Source organism: Pseudomonas sp. BF-RE-21 (assembly GCF_019947305.1).
Classification (GTDB): Bacteria; Pseudomonadota; Gammaproteobacteria; order Pseudomonadales; family Pseudomonadaceae; genus Aquipseudomonas; species Aquipseudomonas migulae.
Genome location: NZ_JAGYGF010000003.1, coordinates 265,668 through 281,442 on the forward strand (window position 1 = coordinate 265,668; position 15,775 = coordinate 281,442).

Genomic DNA, 15,775 nt, shown 5'->3' on the forward strand with positions numbered 1-15,775 from the left:
TACAAAAAAGCCCGTTCGGCTCAACTGAATAAAAACAAGCGGAGGCCCATCACCATGGCCAACCTGAAAATCAAGAATCTGCAAAAAGGCTTCGAAGGCTTTTCCATCATCAAAGGCATCGACCTGGAAGTGAACGACAAGGAATTCGTGGTCTTCGTCGGCCCGTCCGGCTGCGGCAAGTCCACCCTGCTGCGCCTGATCGCCGGCCTGGAAGAAGTCAGCGGCGGCAGCATCGAACTCGACGGCCGCGACATCACCGAAGTCAGCCCGGCCAAGCGTGACCTGGCGATGGTGTTCCAGACCTACGCCCTGTACCCGCACATGAGCGTGCGCAAAAACATGTCGTTTGCCCTCGATCTGGCCGGCGTACCGAAAGCCGAAGTCGAGAAGAAAGTCGGCGAGGCGGCGCGCATCCTTGAGCTCGGGCCGATGCTGGAGCGCAAGCCGAAGCAACTGTCGGGCGGTCAGCGTCAACGCGTGGCCATCGGCCGCGCCATCGTGCGCAACCCGAAAATTTTCCTGTTCGACGAACCGCTGTCCAACCTCGACGCGGCGCTGCGCGTACAGATGCGCCTGGAACTGTTGCGCCTGCACAAAGAACTGCAAGCGACGATGATCTATGTGACCCACGACCAGGTGGAAGCCATGACCATGGCCGACAAAGTCGTCGTGCTCAATGGCGGCAAGATCGAACAGGTCGGCTCACCGCTGGACCTGTATCACCAGCCCGCCAACCTGTTTGTCGCAGGCTTTCTCGGCACACCGAAGATGGGCTTCCTCAAAGGCAAAGTCACCCGTGTCGACAGCCAAAGCTGCGAAGTGGCGCTCGATGCCGGCACCCGCATCACGTTGCCGCTGAGCGGCGCCAGCCTGAGCGTCGGTGGCGCGGTGACGCTGGGCATTCGCCCGGAACATCTGGAACTGGCAAAGACCGGCGATTGCACCTTGCAGGTCACCGCCGACGTCAGCGAACGCCTGGGCAGCGACACCTTCTGCCACGTCCGGACCTCCTCCGGTGAAGCGCTGACCATGCGGGTTCGCGGCGATCTGGCCAGCCGTTATGGCGAGGCGCTGAGCCTGCACCTGGACGCCGAACACTGCCATTTATTCGATGCCGACGGCGTGGCGCTGACCCGCCCGTTGCGCGCAGCGGCCTGATTTCAGAGAGCGTGTGATGAAACTGAATAAACAGAACCTGCACCACCTCGCCCCCGAAGTGGTCCTGCCCGCCTACGCCCTGAGCGACGCCCGCCAAGGCATCGCGCACATTGGCGTCGGCGGCTTCCACCGCGCCCATCAGGCGTATTACACCGACGCCTTGATGAACACTGGCGAAGGCCTGGACTGGGCGATTTGCGGCGTCGGCCTGCGCGCCGAAGACCGCCGCGCCCGGGACGACCTGAAGGAGCAGGATTACCTGTTCACCCTGTTTGAACTCGGCGACACCGATGACACCGAAGTCCGGGTCATCGGCGCGATCCGCGACATGCTGCTGGCCGAGGACGGTGCGCAAGCGTTGATCGACAAACTGTCGAGCCCCGAGATCCGCATCGTCTCGTTGACCATCACCGAGGGCGGTTACTGCATCGACGACAGCAACGGCGAATTCATGGCCCACCTGCCGCAGATCCAGCACGACCTCGCGCACCCGGATTCGCCGAAAACCGTATTCGGTTTTCTCTGCGCCGCGCTGGCCAAACGCCGGGCTGCGGGCACGCCGGCGTTCACCTTGATGTCCTGCGATAACCTGCCGCACAACGGCGCGGTCACCCGCAAAGCGCTGCTGGCCTTTGCCGCGCTGCGCGATGCAGACCTGCACGACTGGATCGCCGAAAACGTCAGCTTCCCGAATGCGATGGTCGACCGCATCACGCCGATGACCAGCACCGAACATCGCCTGCAACTGGCCGACAAACACGCGGTCGACGATGCCTGGCCGGTGGTCTGCGAACCGTTTGTGCAGTGGGTACTGGAGGACAAGTTCGTCAACGGTCGCCCGGCCTGGGAAAAGGTCGGCGTACAGTTCACCGACGACGTCACGCCGTACGAAGAGATGAAAATCAAACTGCTCAACGGCAGTCACCTGGCGCTGACGTACCTGGGGTTTTTGAAGGGTTACCGCTTCGTTCACGAGACCATGAACGACCCGCTGTTCGTGCGTTACATGCGCGCCTACATGGACCTGGACGTGACGCCGCAACTGTCGCCCGTGCCGGGGATTGATCTGACTGATTACAAGAACACCCTGGTGGAGCGCTTTTCCAATCAGGCGATTGCCGATCAACTGGAGCGTGTGTGCTCGGACGGTTCGTCGAAGTTTCCCAAGTTCACCATTCCGACCATCAACCGCTTGATTGCCGATGGCCGGGAGACCAAGCGTGCGGCGCTGGTGGTGGCGGCGTGGGCGTTGTATTTGAAGGGTGTGGACGAGAATGGTGATACCTATGCCATTCCCGATCCTCGGGCGGCGTTTTGTCAGGCGCTGGTGGCGGATGATGCGTTGATGGCCCAGCGGCTGCTGGGGGTGGAGGAGATTTTTGGTACGGCGATTGCGCATTCGCCGGAGTTTGTCGCGGCGTTTGAGTGGTGCTGCAACAGTTTGCGCGAGGTTGGGGTTTCGCGGACGTTGGAGCGGGTGTTGGCGTAAAAGCGGCGGTGACATCACCGCCGTCATCGCGAGCAGGCTCGCTCCCACATTGGATCGGTGTCGTACACAAAATCCGCGTCCACTAAAGACCCCCTGTAGGAGCGAGGCTTGCCCGCGAATGGCTTCACCGAGATCGACCTGACACACCAAGGACCCACCATGCCAAACCAACAACTATTCCTCGGCATCGACTGCGGCACCCAAGGCACCAAAGCCATCATCCTCGATGCCCACAGCGGTCAGGTCCTCGGCCAAGGCGCCGCCGCGCACACGTTGATCAGCGGCGCCAATGGCCGTCGCGAGCAGGACACATCGCAATGGCTGGAAGCATTCACTTCAGCCACGCATCGTGCGCTGATCGCGGCAAACGTCGACGGCCAGGACATCCTCGGCATCGGCGTTTCCGGTCAGCAACACGGCCTGGTCCTGCTCGACGATCAAGGCCAGGTCCTGCGTCCCGCCAAGCTCTGGTGTGACACCGAATCCACTCCGGAGAACGACCGTCTACTGGCGCACATTGGCGGTGAAAAAGGCTCGCTCGAACGCCTCGGCGTGGTCATCGCACCGGGCTACACCGTTTCAAAACTGCTCTGGACCAAAGAACAACACCCCGACGTTTTTGCGCGGATCGCACGCATCCTGCTGCCCCACGACTACCTCAACTACTGGCTGACCGGCCGCAGTTGCAGCGAGTACGGCGATGCCTCGGGCACCGGTTATTTCAACGTGCGCACCCGCCAGTGGGACTTGCAGCTGCTGCGCGACATTGACCCCAGCGGTCGCTTGCAAGCAGCGCTGCCGGAGCTGATCGACGCCCATCAAGCGGTGGGCACGATCCTGCCGGGCATCGCCGAGCACCTGGGCATCAACCCCAAGGCGCTGGTGTCCAGCGGCGGTGGCGACAACATGATGGGCGCCATCGGCACCGGCAATATCCGGCCCGGCGCGATCACCATGAGCCTCGGTACCTCGGGCACGGTGTACGCCTATGCCGATCAACCGACCGTCAGCGCTGACGCGTCGGTCGCGACGTTCTGTTCCTCCAGCGGTGGCTGGTTGCCGCTGATCTGCACCATGAACCTGACCAATGCCACCGGGGTGATTCGCGACCTGTTCGAGCTGGATATCGAGCAGTTCAACACCCTCGTCGCGCAAGCACCGATCGGCGCCGAAGGTGTGAGCATGCTGCCGTTTCTCAACGGCGAGCGCGTCCCCGCCCTGCCCCACGCCACCGGCAGCTTGCTCGGCTTGACCATGACCAACCTGACGCAAGCCAATTTGTGCCGCTCCGTGGTCGAAGGCACGACCTTCGGTTTGCGTTATGGGCTGGACCTGCTGCGCCAGAATGGCTTACAAAGCCGCACCATCTGCCTGATCGGCGGCGGCTCGAAAAGCCCGGTGTGGCGCCAGATTGTCGCCGACATCATGAACACCAAGGTGATCTGCACCGAACAAAGCGAAGCCGCCGCCCTCGGCGCGGCAATTCAGGCGGCATGGTGCAAATCCTGGGCAAACGGCCACGAAGACAGCCTCGCGGACTTGTGCGAGCGCTGCGTGAAGCTCGATCCGGCGAGCGAAACCCTGCCGATTGCAGAAAATGTAACGGCCTGTCAGCAGGCCTATGAACGCTATCAACAGCATGTCGCAACCCTTTAAAGAGTGAACAACTATGTATCTGGTGTGTGGCGAAGCGCTGTTCGATTTCTTCAGTGAAGACGACGCCAGCGGCCTGGCTTCAAAAGTGAATTTCAAGGCGATTGCCGGCGGCTCGCCCTTCAACGTGGCGGTCGGGTTGCGCCGCTTGGGCGTGAACGCGGCGCTGTTTGCCGGGTTGTCGACGGACTATCTGGGCCGGCGTTTGCAGCAAGTGCTGCAGGATGAAGGCGTACGCCCGGATTACCTGGTGGATTTCGCCGCACCGACCACCCTGGCGATGGTCGCGGTCGGTGCCAATGGTTCACCGCAGTACAGTTTCCGTGGTGAAGGTTGCGCAGATCGGCAGTTGAAACCGGAGCATTTGCCGGAACTGGGGCCAGAGGTGCGCGGCTTGCAAATCGGCTCGTTCTCGTTGGTGGTGCAGCCGATTGCCGACACGCTGCTGGCCCTGGTACAGCGGGAAAGTGGCAAGCGCCTGATCAGCCTTGATCCGAACGTGCGGCTCAATCCTGAACCGAACATCGAGCTTTGGCGTTCGCGGGTTGCGACGCTGGTTGAGCTGGCCGACCTGATCAAAGTCAGCGATGAGGACCTGAGCCTGTTGTATCCCGGGCAGGATCCGCAGCGGGTGATTGAAGGCTGGTTGCAGCATCGCTGTCAGGTGGTGTTCCTGACCCGTGGCGGCGAAGGTGCGACGGTGTTTAGCCGCAATCACGGTTCGTGGTCGGTGCCGGCCTGTCCGGTGAAGATTGCCGATACCGTTGGGGCTGGCGATACGTTCCAGGCGGCGTTGATTACCTGGCTGACCGAGCAGCAACTGGATTCGGTCGAGGGCGTGCAATCGCTGGCGCGCGAGCAGATCGACGGGATGTTGAAGTTTGCGGTGCGGGCAGCGGCGCTGACGTGCAGCAAGACCGGGCCGGATTTGCCGTATCGGCAGCAGTTGGATCTTGGCTGAATGTGAGGGCCCCATCGCGAGCAGGCTCGCTCCCACATTGGCTCGATGCCGAACACAAGATCCATGTTCACTAAAGATCCATTGTGGGAGCGAGCCTGCTCGCGATGGCGGCCTGTCAGGCGCTACAAGACTGAAAAGTTGTAGCTGATGATCAACCGCGTCTCATCCACATCCCGCGCAAACTTCTCGTAGTTGGTCCGGTATGTCGCGTTACGCAGCCGCAGGCTGACATCCTTGAACGTCCCGCTTTGCACCACGTACTTGAGCTCGCTGTCGCGTTCCCATTCCTTGCCTTCCTGATCGCTGCCCAACACTTTGATGTGGTCGCCGTTGACGTAACGGGTCAGGAAACTCAGGCCGTTGATGCCGATCGACTTGAAGTCATAGTCATAACGCAGTTGCCACGAACGCTCCTGCGCGGCGGCGAAGTCATTGACCTGCACGTAGTTCACCAGGTACGGATTGGTGCCATCCAGGTACGGCATCGAGTTGTCGCCGTTCATGCGCTGCCAACCGGCGCTGAAGGTGTGGCCGCTGATGGCGTACGCGAGCATGCCGCTCAGTGCGCGGTTGTCGATGGAGCCGGCACGCTCCGCGCCGCTGTCGGCACTCTTGAGCACGCGCAGATCAGCCTTGAGCACGCCCTCACCCAGCGGCTGACTGGCCAGCAAACCCACGAAGTGCTGGCGATAGATGTCTTCCAGCTCGGCGTAGTGATACTGCGCGGTCAGGCGCTCATTGATCTTGTAGTCGAAGCCATACATGTCGAAGTGATCGGCCGTGACGTTGCAGGCGTAGCGCTTGTTCTTGCAGTGCACGCGGATGTCCTGGGCGTCGGTCGAGTCCCGGGCGGTGTACCGGTCCAGGCGCGCGGCCATGAACGTCAGGTCCTTGATCTCTTTAGAAGTGAGCTGCGCGCCGTTGAACATCGTCGGCAGCAAACGCCCGTCGTTGTACTTGAGCAGCGGCACGTCGGGCAGCAGCGCGCCGTACTTCAATACGCTATCGGAGACGCGCACCTTGGCGGTCAGGCCAAGTTTGGCGTACTGGTCTTTCGAGCCACGCGGGTTTTCACCCGACGATGGCAGCAAGCCGCTGTTGCTGCTGTCGGCGCGGGAATCGAGCTTGAACCCAAGCATGCCCAGCGCATCGATACCGAAGCCGACGGTGCCTTCGGTGTAACCCGATTGCAGGTTAAGAATGAAGCCCTGTGCCGACTCTTCGCGCTTGGACGCGCCCTGTTCGGTGGACGTATGACCATCACGAAAGTCACGGTTGAAATACACCGTGCGTGATTCGATCTTCGCCGTGGTGTCATCGAGAAAACCGCTCGCCTGAGCCTGGACGGTAAAACCGGCGCACAGGGCTAAAGCGCCGAAGCCGAGTGACTGGCGCGCGGTGATGAGTTGAAAAGGGGGACGCATGAAAAAGCTCCAACAGTGCAGCGTTTGCGCAAGGCGCAATAAGCCAGAAAATAGCTTCGCCCCGGACCAGGAACTGGCCAGGATGAAGGCGACACACGGGGGTGAGCAGCAATGATGGCAGAAGGCTTTTACCGGCTACAGACGACTTTAGTCGGAAAATGACTCCCTGTTCTGGCACGGCGCTGACCAGCGGGGGGCAATTGATCGATGAGCCTGCAGGCAAAGAGCCCCCGTGTTTATTGGTCGAAACCGTGCCATTAGGGGTTTTCCCGATGCCGGGGCACGCCCTCATCTACGGCATTTGCGCCTTGAACGAGGCGGTTTAATCCTGCACCATCCGCTCCTGCTTATCCAAAGGACGGAATTCAAGGCATGCTGGACGCAAACGCAATCCATATTTCCCTCACGCTGGAAGGCGTTTCCGCTGACCTTCAGGTACTCAGTTTCGTCGGTCGCGAAGCCCTCAATCAGCCCTTCTGCTTTGACATCGAACTGGTCAGCGCGCGCCCCGACCTGAAACTCGAAGAATTGCTGCACAAGCCCGGCTGCCTGACCTTCGGCGCCACCGGCGAAGGCATCATTCACGGCCTGGTCTATCGCATCGAGCAAGGCGACTCCGGCAAAAGCCTGACCCGCTACAGCATCAGCCTGGTGCCGCAACTGGCCTACCTGCGCCACAACCATGACCAGCAGATTTTCCAGCATTTGACGGTGCCGAAGATCATCGCCCAGGTCCTTGAGGCCCGCGGCATTCTGGCCGACGCCTATGACTTCCAGCTCGGCGCGATCTATCCGGAGCGCGTCTACTGCGTGCAGTACGACGAATCCGACCTGCATTTCATCCAGCGCCTGTGCGAAGAAGAAGGCATTCACTTCCACTTCCAGCACAGCAGCAGCGGCCACAAACTGGTGTTCGGCGACGACCAGACGGTGTTCCGCAAACTGGCACCCGTGGCCTACCAGCAAGACTCCGGCATGGCCGCCGAGAAACCGGTGATCAAGCGCTTCAACCTGCGCCTGGAAACCCGCACCAGCCGCGTCAGCCGCCGCGATTACGACTTCGAAAAACCGCGCATCCTGCCTGAAGGCACCGCTTCCAGTGCGTTCGCTCCGGACCTGGAAGACTACGACTACCCCGGCCGTTTCACCGACCGTGCCCGTGGCAAGCAACTGGCAACCCGCGCCCTCGAACGCCACCGCAGCGACTACAAACTCGCGGAAGGCAAAGGCGACCAGCCGACGCTGGTCAGCGGTCACTTCATGGCTCTGAGCGAACACCCGCGCGCCGAATGGAACGACCTCTGGCTGCTGCTGGAAGTGGTCCACGAAGGCAAGCAACCACAAGTGCTCGGCGCCAACGTCACCAGCGACGTCACCCACAACAAAGACGATTTCCACCAGGGCTACCGCAACCGCTTCCTCGCCACGCCGTGGGACGCGCACTACCGCCCTGCCCTCGAACACCCGAAACCGCAAGTCCTCGGCAGCCAGACCGCCATCGTCACCGGCCCACCCGGCTCGGAAATCCACTGCGACGAGTACGGCCGCGTCAAAGTGCAATTCCACTGGGACCGCGACGGCCAGGCCAACGACAACACCAGTTGCTGGCTGCGCGTCGCCACCGGCTGGGCCGGCAGCGCCTATGGCGGCATCGCTATCCCGCGTGTCGGCATGGAAGTGCTCGTCACCTTCCTCGAAGGCGACCCCGACCAACCGCTGGTCACCGGCTGCCTGTACCACAAGGAAAACGTCGTCCCCTACGACCTGCCGGCGAACAAAACCCGCAGCACCTTCAAGACCCTCAGCTCACCGGGCGGCAAGGGCTACAACGAATTCCGCATCGAAGACAAAAAAGGCGCGGAACAGATCTACCTGCATGCCCAGCGCGACTGGGACGAAAACATCGAACACGACCAGAAAATCCGCATCGGCAACGAGCGGCACGACACGGTTGAGGCGAAGGTGTTTAGCGAGTTCAAGGTTGAGGAGCACCGGATCACGCATCTGGACCGCAAGACTGAAGCGCGGGCGGATGATCACCTTACGGTGGGTGTAACCCAGCACGTGAAGGTCGGGACGGCGCAGTTTGTTGAGGCGGGTGAAGAGATTCACTACCACGCGGGGAACAAGGTCGTGGTTGAAGGCGGGATGGAACTGACGGCGAAGGCTGGCGGGAGTTTCGTCAAGGTCGATGCGGGGGGTGTGACGATTAGTGGGGCTGAGGTGAAGGCGAACTCGGGCGGTGCGCCGGGTGCGGGCACGGGGATTGCTCAGTTGCCGCCGGTGGTGCCGACGCCTGCCGATCAGGATCGTGCGGGGAATGTGGTGCAGGCGAAGACGGTTCACTGACAACTTGAAAGCCGCAACAAGCCATTCAAGTTGCGTCGCCCCCATAAAAAATCCAGCGTCTACGGGCGCTGGATTTGTCAGTACAGATCAAACGTCAGGCTGGTGCCTTCCAGCCCAGCATCCGTTGCTGCGCAACCTTGAGCAAGTCGCAACCGTCCTGCGTCAGCAGGTAAAGGGCGTGCGTGATGTGCGGAATGTCCTGCACGTCGCCGTCTTTGAAACATTGGAGGTGGAGTGTTTCAAGTAGCTCGCTGGAGGCGCGGATGCGCTGGAGGGCGGCTTCGAGGATGTCTTGGGGGTTGGCTTCGGTGTCGATGACCAGAGGCGTTGAGTCGGTGACGCTGCTTTTGATTGAACGGTAGCGATCGGGGAACGGATTTAACGTATGCATAGTAATTACTCGGACATTAATTAGTAATCGCCAGCACCGTGACCAAACGATGGGAGGCGGCTGTGTACAGGCTTGGTCAACCGATAACGCCCAAATCGGCTCGCCCGAAGGCGTCCCGCACACAGCCGCCATTACAACGCAATACGAGACATAGAAGTTCGTAGTGCGAATGAGGGCACATGTGGGGGCATTATCAGGTGACCAAACCTGTTCGCTGATTTTGCAGCGAGCCCAAACAGTAATCGCTACGCCCCATCAGCCGAAAGTCGACAAAGCATCCATCCTTGTAGGACGAAGCCGAAGCTTCCGAAGATTTTCACCCCAACGAAACGCCTGACAGAATCGTCCCTTACGACAGGCGGCATTCAGCCGGGTTAACCATTGCTTAACCCTGCGGTCCAAGACTTTACTGGACCGCACGCCCTCAGGTTCCTCTGACGCCCAGTGCGGCAGGTTCGACGTTCACTACGTCGAACTCTCGTTCCGTCCGCACCGGAGATTGCTCATGAATACGCGCATTTTGCTGGTTACCGCTGCCCTCGCCTGCACCGGGTTTACCGGGCTTGCCCAGGCCGACGACACCACTTCCTCACAAGCCGTGCCCTACGAATACGGGATGCCGCTGCACGTGGCCAAGGTGGTTGCGCTGACCGAACCTACGACGCTGGACTGCAAAGTCATTACGGCTGAGATGAAGTACATCGATACGTCGGGCAAACCCGCAGAGATCTCGTATCGCAAATGGTCGGATGCGTGCAGTTATCAGAATTGATAACGCGACACTCATGCTTTTCTGTAGGAGCGAGCTTGCTCGCGAAAAACGTTCGGATAACGCGTTTATTCAGAAAACACGCGTTATCGTTTACGTCCATCGCGAGCAAGCTTGCTCCTACAGGAGTGGGCTTAAAGCGCTTGCCGGTCGGGATGCAGCGTCTGGAGTTCTGCCCGATGCTGGATTTCGGTGCGCAGCTCGGCAATCAGGTCATTGATTTCCCGGCAGCCATTGAGTGTGCTGGCGTCTATGCCAGTGACCAATAGATCCACTTGGTCGGTCTGGCCGTCGGCATACACCTTGATGCTCATCGACAGGTCGGGCGTCAGCGTGCATTGACAACGTTTCGGCAGAAAACTGCTTTCGATGATGTTGCGAAGTTCCAAGGCAGAAAGAAACATGGCGACCCTCTCCTTATGTGAGATTGCCAATCAGCTATCAATGCCGACTCAATGAATTCGCGGCCAGCTTCAGGACCAGATGAAGCATAAAACATGCCCCGGATTTCGCCGTGCAGCTCATCGGTAATTCAAAGGTTTAATGTGTCTTCAAGTAAATGGACTCATGCAGTCTGCATGAACGCAGGTTGTCGCCCCTGCAAATTGCAACCTGATGAGTCCGGGTTTGCATTGGCCGCCCATGGCAGTAAAAATGCGGCCACTCCCTTTCACATCCGCTGACCCTACTCACACGCAAGGAGGCATCATGGGTTCATTGACCCGAATCACTACCGTCGGCCTGATTGTTGCCGGGCTATCGACCGTTGTTCACGCAGCCAAACTCGAAGACGTTGCACCGTTTCCCAAAGCCGAAAACGGCTTCACCCGCCAGGTCATTCACCTCGCCCCGCAAGCCGGTGAAGACAACTACCAGGTCGAAATTCTCGCCGGCAAGACCTTGACCGTTGACTGCAATCGCCAACGCCTGGGCGGCATGCTCGAGGAGAAAAACCTCGAAGGCTGGGGCTACCCGTTCTACCGCCTGGAAAAAGTGATCGGCCCGATGAGCACGCTGATGGCCTGCCCGGATGGCAAAAGCAAACAGGACTTCGTCCCGGTAGTCGGTGACGGCTTCAGGTTGCGTTACAACAGCAAGCTGCCGATCGTGCTGTATGTGCCCAAGGACGTTGAAGTGCGCTATCGGATCTGGACGGCGTCGAGCACGGTCGAAAAAGCTGTTCAGGAATAATCCCCGTCCAAATGCAAAACCTGTAGGAGCAAGCTTGCTCGCGATAGCGGACTTTCAGCCACCAGATGTGTTGAATGTACAACCGTCATCGCGAGCAGGCTCGCTCCCACAGGGGGGAACGGGTGATCGATTGGCGCCCAGCGCGGCGCGCTCGGCGACGTGGCGCAAGCTGTCGAAGTTGATGTTGGCGCCGGAGTCGATGGCCACCAGCGTCTGACCACGCACGCCAGTCTGCGCCACGTACTTCTTGATTCCCGCCACGGCCAACGCACCGGAAGGTTCGGTGATCGAGCGGGTATCGTCGTAGATGTTCTTGATCGCCGCGCAGAGTTCGTCATTGCTGACGGTCAGCACCTCATCCACGCAAAACCGGCAGACCTCGAAACCATAAGCGCCGATCTGCGCGACAGCGACGCCATCGGCGAATGTGCCGACGTTGGGCAGGACAACACGCTCGTCTGCCTGTAAGGCGGCGCGCAGGCATGCGGAATGTTCCGACTCGACGCCAATGATGCGGACTTCAGGCCGCAGGTATTTGACGTACGCGGCGATGCCCGCGATCAGGCCGCCACCGCCCACCGGCACGAAGATCGCGTCGAGCGCTCCTTGGTGCTGACGGAGGATTTCCATGGCGACGGTGCCCTGCCCCGCGATCACGTCCGGGTCGTCGAAGGGCGAAACGAAGGTGCGGCCGGTTTGTTCTGCCAGGTTCAAGGCGTACGCCAGGGCAAATGGAAAACTCTCCCCGTGCAACACGGCATCGGCACCGCGGCTGCGCACTCCGAGCACCTTCAATTCCGGTGTGGTGGCGGGCATGACGATGGTCGCGGCAATCCCCAATTCACGCGCCGCCAGCGCCACGCCTTGGGCATGGTTGCCTGCCGAGGCGGTGATCACGCCGCGCGCCTTCTGCTCATCGCTGAGCTGTACCAACTTGTTGTAGGCGCCACGGATCTTGAAGGAAAAGGTTGGCTGCAAGTCTTCGCGTTTCAGCAGGATCTGGTTGCCGAGGGCTTCGGACAGCGCCGGCGCTGCTTGCAACGGCGTACGTACCGCCAGTTCGTACACCGGCGCGGCGAGGATCTTTTTGACGTAATGCTCAAGCAAGGTCTGCTGGGCGGGTGTGCTGGTCATGGTCGTCTCCTGACGTTGATCAGAACCCAAGAGACAGAAAGTAAAAACCCGCCTCTAGGGCGGGTTGGGTGCTGCAGTCGTGAGCTAGCCCGCCAAATAAGGAATGGCGGTAATAATGCTTGGCTGGCAGCGCAATACGGTGGAAGTCATGGCTGGAAATTAGCCGGGCATGGCAGGCAAGTCAATGGCCAAATTTTCCCGGCCTGTGTAGGCTCGCTGTTCTGCTCATCGTCCAAGGAAGGAAACCATGAAGTCCATCGCCCTGCCCCTGATTGCCCTGCTCGCCTTCGCTGGCTACACCGTTGCGGTGATGCTCCAGGCGGAACAATCGTTGATCGAATTCGGCATCAGCCTGATGTCGCGACCTGATACGGCGCAGGTGGTGATTGATCTTTACCTGCTGGCGACGCTGGCCGGGGTGTGGATGTACAGCGATGCGCGCAAGCGTGGGCAGTCGGGGTGGTCGGTGGTGCCTTATCTGGTGATTACGGCGGTTTTTGTGTCGATTGGGCCGTTGTTGTATCTGGTGGTTCGCGGGTTGCAGGATCGGAAGAGGTCTGTGGGTGCCGCGCAAGAAGTCTGATCCGAAGTGTTTGGTGTTATTGAGGCCGCCATCGCCGGCAAGCCGGCTCCTACAAGTTGTGCGCGCCGCTGTAGGAGCCGGCTTGCCGGCGATGGCGGCCTGACATTCACCACATCATTTGGCCAACCACCTGAGCCCCAACACCATCACTCCCGCCCCTAACATCATCGCCGTCAAAAACAATGGATACGACACCCACCACGGCGTCCCCGCCGTCATCATGCTGAACTCGGACATGCCGCCGATGCTCGCAATCAGGTTCAGCGGCAGAAACACCACGTTGATCAGCGTCAGTTTGCGCAGCAAGTTGTTCATGCTGTTGTTCATCAAGTTGCCCCGGGCGTCGATCAGCCCGGAGAACACCGTGGAATAGATTTCCGCCTGTTTGTAGCACTGGTTGTTTTCAATGATCAGGTCGTCGATCAGGCCGATGGCCTCGGCGCCGAAGTGCTCCTTTTCCGCGTGGTTGCGCAGCCGGGTCAGGACCGCGCCGTTGCTGTGTATCGCATTGATGTAATAGATCAGGCTTTCGCTGAGGTTGAACATCTGAATCAGGTGCTGGTTCTGCATCGACGCGTTGAATTTCTGCTGCAACTCCCGCGCAACCAGCTTGATCACCTTGAGGTGGCCCAGGTAGTGATGGATGTTGTTGAACAGCAGATCCAGCAACACATCCAACGGCGTGTTCAGTTTCTGCCGGGTGCCGAGCCCATGCAGCGGCGAATCGTCGGTGGCGATCACCAGCAAACGCTGGGTAGAAAACAGCAAGCCGCAGGACGACACCTCAAAGGCCAGGCTTCCGGCGCCGGAGTAGTTCTCCGGGCGCTTCCAGATCAGGAACAGGTTGTCGGGGTGAAACTCGATGCGCGACACCTCGTCCGGGTCCAGCGCCGACGCCAGGGCGTGTTCATCGAGTTTGAAATGGCTGTGCAGCAAATCGCGCTCGGCCGCATCGGGGTTGCTGAACAGCATCACTTCGGCGTCCAGCCGTTCGACCGCATGCAGCACGCCGTGGGTCAGTTGAAAGCTCTTGATCATCGGCCGCTCACCAGGCCTGGCCGCGGCGTTTGAGTTCCAGTCGGCGGACGAATTCTTCCAGCACCAACGAGTACAAATCGTCCTGCAGATACGCGTCTTCGATGCCGGCATCCATGTTCGGGTTGTCGTTGACCTCGATGACTACCACCTTGTCGCCGGACTGTTTGAGGTCGACGCCGTAGAGGCCGTCGCCGATGAGGTTCGCGGTTTTCACCGCCAGTTCCACCACCGCACGCGGTGCTTCGTGAACCGCCAGGGTACGGCACTCGCCGTTGATGTCCTGCCCCTTGGCCTTGTGGTTGTAGATCTGCCAATGGCCCTTGGACATGAAGTACTGGCAGGCAAAAATCGGTTTGCGGTTGAGCACGCCTATGCGCCAGTCGTACTCGGTGTAGAAAAACTCCTGAGCCAGCAACAGCACCGAGTGTTCGAACAGTTCGGCGGTCGCTTCGAGCAAGGCTTGCTGGCTTTCGACCTTGATCACGCCACGGGAGAAACAACCGTCGGGAATCTTCAACACCAGCGGAAAGCCCAGGCGCTCGCCGACCCGTTCGAAATCTTCCGGTCGTTCCTTGTAGAGGATTTCGGTGGCGGGCATGCCCAATTGATGGCTATTGAGCAGGTCGGTCAGGTAGACCTTGTTGGTGCAGCGCAGGATCGAGGCCGGGTCATCCATCACCACCAACCCTTCGCTCTCGGCTTTTTTCGCGAAACGGTAGGTGTGGTTGTCGACGCTTGTGGTCTCGCGGATCAACAGCCCGTCGTATTCGGCGATGCGTGCGTAGTCCTTGCGCTCGATCAGCTCCACGTCAATGCCCAAGGTCTTGCCGACACGTACGAAATTTTCCAGCGCCTTGGGATTGGACGGCGGCAACGCTTCCTGCGGATCGTGCAGGATCGCCAGGTCATAACGGGCCAGGCGTCGCGACCGTGGCACTCGCCAGATCTTGCGACTGAACGTGTCGAGTGAGTGGGCGAACTGATCTTCCTGATCTTCGCGCAACTTGTGCAAGGCGCCAGACTTTATTCCTTCGATGTGCCAGCCGTTAGTTCGGCGAAACTCAACTAACAATATCGGACACGGAAACACTTCAAACAACTGTCGCGCCAAGTCCTGCAACGGTTCTATATGTGTCTTGCCAAAATACAGGGTCAGGGTAAAACCTTCGGTATCACTGTAAAGGTGATGACTGAGGGCTTTTTCCAGGGTTTTATCCAGGTCATCCAGCGCTAGGCCGTACAGGGCTTTGCGCGTCAGTTCGCTGATGGTGCGCACCGATGGAATAACCTTGTGCCCCCGCGCCTCGGCCAGCAGCGAGCAGTAATAACCGTGCCCCAGGTACTTGTAACTGCGACACAGGTTGATCACCTGGACCCGTTTGCCCTGCTCGTTGTCGCGGGTCTGCTCGAGGTATTCCTGAGCCGTGACGATGTCTTCGCTGGGAAAGTAGGACGCCCAGTCTTCCTTGCGTTCGACGATGATAATCAACTGACTTGAAGTTCTAACCGTGTCATTTAAATAAGTTGCTGCCGGCAAACTTTGCTCGGATACTTCGCGCCAATGACCCTGTACCGCTGACATAGTGATTGATCCGTTGGAGAACAAGACCTTTCCTATTAAGCACGAACTTTTTC

At 59.7% G+C, this 15,775-nt stretch carries 13 protein-coding genes and 1 pseudogene; 8 read left to right on the forward strand and 6 right to left on the reverse strand.

Going from position 1 to position 15,775, the window contains the following annotated elements:
- The first annotated feature begins 54 nt into the window (after positions 1 to 54).
- The 4 genes from KGB25_RS04290 to KGB25_RS04305 all read left to right on the forward strand — a co-directional run bounded on the left by KGB25_RS04290 (position 55) and on the right by KGB25_RS04305 (position 5,261).
- On the forward strand, positions 55 to 1,158 hold the full coding sequence (locus tag KGB25_RS04290; RefSeq protein ID WP_223434339.1) for an ABC transporter ATP-binding protein: 1,104 nt from the start codon (positions 55 to 57) through the stop codon (positions 1,156 to 1,158).
- Between the two features lie 16 nt (positions 1,159 to 1,174).
- Positions 1,175 to 2,647: a mannitol dehydrogenase family protein gene (locus tag KGB25_RS04295; protein WP_223434340.1), complete on the forward strand. Its 1,473-nt coding sequence runs from the start codon at positions 1,175 to 1,177 to the stop codon at positions 2,645 to 2,647.
- Between the two features lie 159 nt (positions 2,648 to 2,806).
- Positions 2,807 to 4,303 (forward strand): xylulokinase, encoded by a 1,497-nt coding sequence (gene xylB, locus KGB25_RS04300; RefSeq protein ID WP_223434341.1) that lies wholly within the window; start codon positions 2,807 to 2,809, stop codon positions 4,301 to 4,303.
- A gap of 13 nt (positions 4,304 to 4,316) precedes the next feature.
- Positions 4,317 to 5,261, forward strand: a complete 945-nt coding sequence (locus tag KGB25_RS04305; protein WP_223434342.1) for a carbohydrate kinase family protein — start codon at positions 4,317 to 4,319, stop codon at positions 5,259 to 5,261.
- Between the two features lie 122 nt (positions 5,262 to 5,383).
- Here KGB25_RS04305 and KGB25_RS04310 read toward each other — a convergent pair whose 3' ends face one another.
- Positions 5,384 to 6,685, reverse strand: a complete 1,302-nt coding sequence (locus KGB25_RS04310) for an OprD family porin (protein WP_223434343.1) — start codon at positions 6,683 to 6,685, stop codon at positions 5,384 to 5,386.
- 372 nt (positions 6,686 to 7,057) lie between these two features.
- On the opposite strand from KGB25_RS04310, the gene KGB25_RS04315 reads away from it, so the two are divergent.
- A complete protein-coding gene (locus KGB25_RS04315) occupies positions 7,058 to 9,034 on the forward strand; it encodes a type VI secretion system tip protein VgrG (RefSeq protein WP_223434344.1) in 1,977 nt (658 codons plus the stop codon).
- Between the two features lie 94 nt (positions 9,035 to 9,128).
- Here the strand turns inward: KGB25_RS04315 and KGB25_RS04320 are convergent, their stop codons facing one another.
- Positions 9,129 to 9,425, reverse strand: a complete 297-nt coding sequence (locus KGB25_RS04320) for a hypothetical protein (RefSeq protein WP_223434345.1) — start codon at positions 9,423 to 9,425, stop codon at positions 9,129 to 9,131.
- 505 nt (positions 9,426 to 9,930) lie between these two features.
- Between KGB25_RS04320 and KGB25_RS04325 the strand changes: the two genes are divergently transcribed.
- The gene (locus KGB25_RS04325; protein ID WP_008044241.1) at positions 9,931 to 10,197 is read left to right on the forward strand and encodes a DUF2790 domain-containing protein; all 267 of its coding nucleotides are present in this window, start codon (positions 9,931 to 9,933) and stop codon (positions 10,195 to 10,197) included.
- Between the two features lie 131 nt (positions 10,198 to 10,328).
- Here KGB25_RS04325 and KGB25_RS04330 read toward each other — a convergent pair whose 3' ends face one another.
- Positions 10,329 to 10,598, reverse strand: a complete 270-nt coding sequence (locus tag KGB25_RS04330) for a DUF1652 domain-containing protein (RefSeq protein ID WP_223434346.1) — start codon at positions 10,596 to 10,598, stop codon at positions 10,329 to 10,331.
- Positions 10,599 to 10,902: 304 nt separating this feature from the next.
- Here KGB25_RS04330 and eco point away from each other — a divergent pair, with 304 nt between their 5' ends.
- Positions 10,903 to 11,385 carry a serine protease inhibitor ecotin gene (gene eco / locus KGB25_RS04335; RefSeq protein ID WP_223434347.1) on the forward strand — a complete coding sequence of 161 codons (483 nt, stop codon included), beginning with the start codon at positions 10,903 to 10,905 and terminating at the stop codon, positions 11,383 to 11,385.
- 117 nt (positions 11,386 to 11,502) lie between these two features.
- On the opposite strand, the pseudogene ilvA reads toward eco, so the two are convergent.
- Positions 11,503 to 12,519: pseudogene (gene ilvA / locus KGB25_RS04340) on the reverse strand (threonine ammonia-lyase, biosynthetic); the annotation flags it as partial.
- 247 nt (positions 12,520 to 12,766) lie between these two features.
- Here ilvA and KGB25_RS04345 point away from each other — a divergent pair.
- The gene (locus KGB25_RS04345) at positions 12,767 to 13,102 is read left to right on the forward strand and encodes a DUF2834 domain-containing protein (RefSeq protein WP_207284372.1); all 336 of its coding nucleotides are present in this window, start codon (positions 12,767 to 12,769) and stop codon (positions 13,100 to 13,102) included.
- Positions 13,103 to 13,216: 114 nt separating this feature from the next.
- Here KGB25_RS04345 and KGB25_RS04350 read toward each other — a convergent pair whose 3' ends face one another.
- Together KGB25_RS04350 and KGB25_RS04355 are read right to left on the reverse strand one after the other, a co-directional pair.
- Positions 13,217 to 14,140 (reverse strand): magnesium transporter CorA family protein, encoded by a 924-nt coding sequence (locus tag KGB25_RS04350; protein ID WP_223434349.1) that lies wholly within the window; start codon positions 14,138 to 14,140, stop codon positions 13,217 to 13,219.
- Between the two features lie 7 nt (positions 14,141 to 14,147).
- Positions 14,148 to 15,722 carry a RimK family protein gene (locus KGB25_RS04355; protein WP_223434350.1) on the reverse strand — a complete coding sequence of 525 codons (1,575 nt, stop codon included), beginning with the start codon at positions 15,720 to 15,722 and terminating at the stop codon, positions 14,148 to 14,150.
- Positions 15,723 to 15,775: the final 53 nt, after the last annotated feature.

Coding starts and splice junctions, on each gene's coding strand:
- KGB25_RS04290 (WP_223434339.1), top strand. CDS start 55: ATGGCCAACCTGAAAATCAAGAATCTGCAAAAAGGCTTCGAAGGCTTT.
- KGB25_RS04295 (WP_223434340.1), top strand. CDS start 1,175: ATGAAACTGAATAAACAGAACCTGCACCACCTCGCCCCCGAAGTGGTC.
- xylB (WP_223434341.1), top strand. CDS start 2,807: ATGCCAAACCAACAACTATTCCTCGGCATCGACTGCGGCACCCAAGGC.
- KGB25_RS04305 (WP_223434342.1), top strand. CDS start 4,317: ATGTATCTGGTGTGTGGCGAAGCGCTGTTCGATTTCTTCAGTGAAGAC.
- KGB25_RS04310 (WP_223434343.1), bottom strand. CDS start 6,685: ATGCGTCCCCCTTTTCAACTCATCACCGCGCGCCAGTCACTCGGCTTC.
- KGB25_RS04315 (WP_223434344.1), top strand. CDS start 7,058: ATGCTGGACGCAAACGCAATCCATATTTCCCTCACGCTGGAAGGCGTT.
- KGB25_RS04320 (WP_223434345.1), bottom strand. CDS start 9,425: ATGCATACGTTAAATCCGTTCCCCGATCGCTACCGTTCAATCAAAAGC.
- KGB25_RS04325 (WP_008044241.1), top strand. CDS start 9,931: ATGAATACGCGCATTTTGCTGGTTACCGCTGCCCTCGCCTGCACCGGG.
- KGB25_RS04330 (WP_223434346.1), bottom strand. CDS start 10,598: ATGTTTCTTTCTGCCTTGGAACTTCGCAACATCATCGAAAGCAGTTTT.
- eco (WP_223434347.1), top strand. CDS start 10,903: ATGGGTTCATTGACCCGAATCACTACCGTCGGCCTGATTGTTGCCGGG.
- KGB25_RS04345 (WP_207284372.1), top strand. CDS start 12,767: ATGAAGTCCATCGCCCTGCCCCTGATTGCCCTGCTCGCCTTCGCTGGC.
- KGB25_RS04350 (WP_223434349.1), bottom strand. CDS start 14,140: ATGATCAAGAGCTTTCAACTGACCCACGGCGTGCTGCATGCGGTCGAA.
- KGB25_RS04355 (WP_223434350.1), bottom strand. CDS start 15,722: ATGTCAGCGGTACAGGGTCATTGGCGCGAAGTATCCGAGCAAAGTTTG.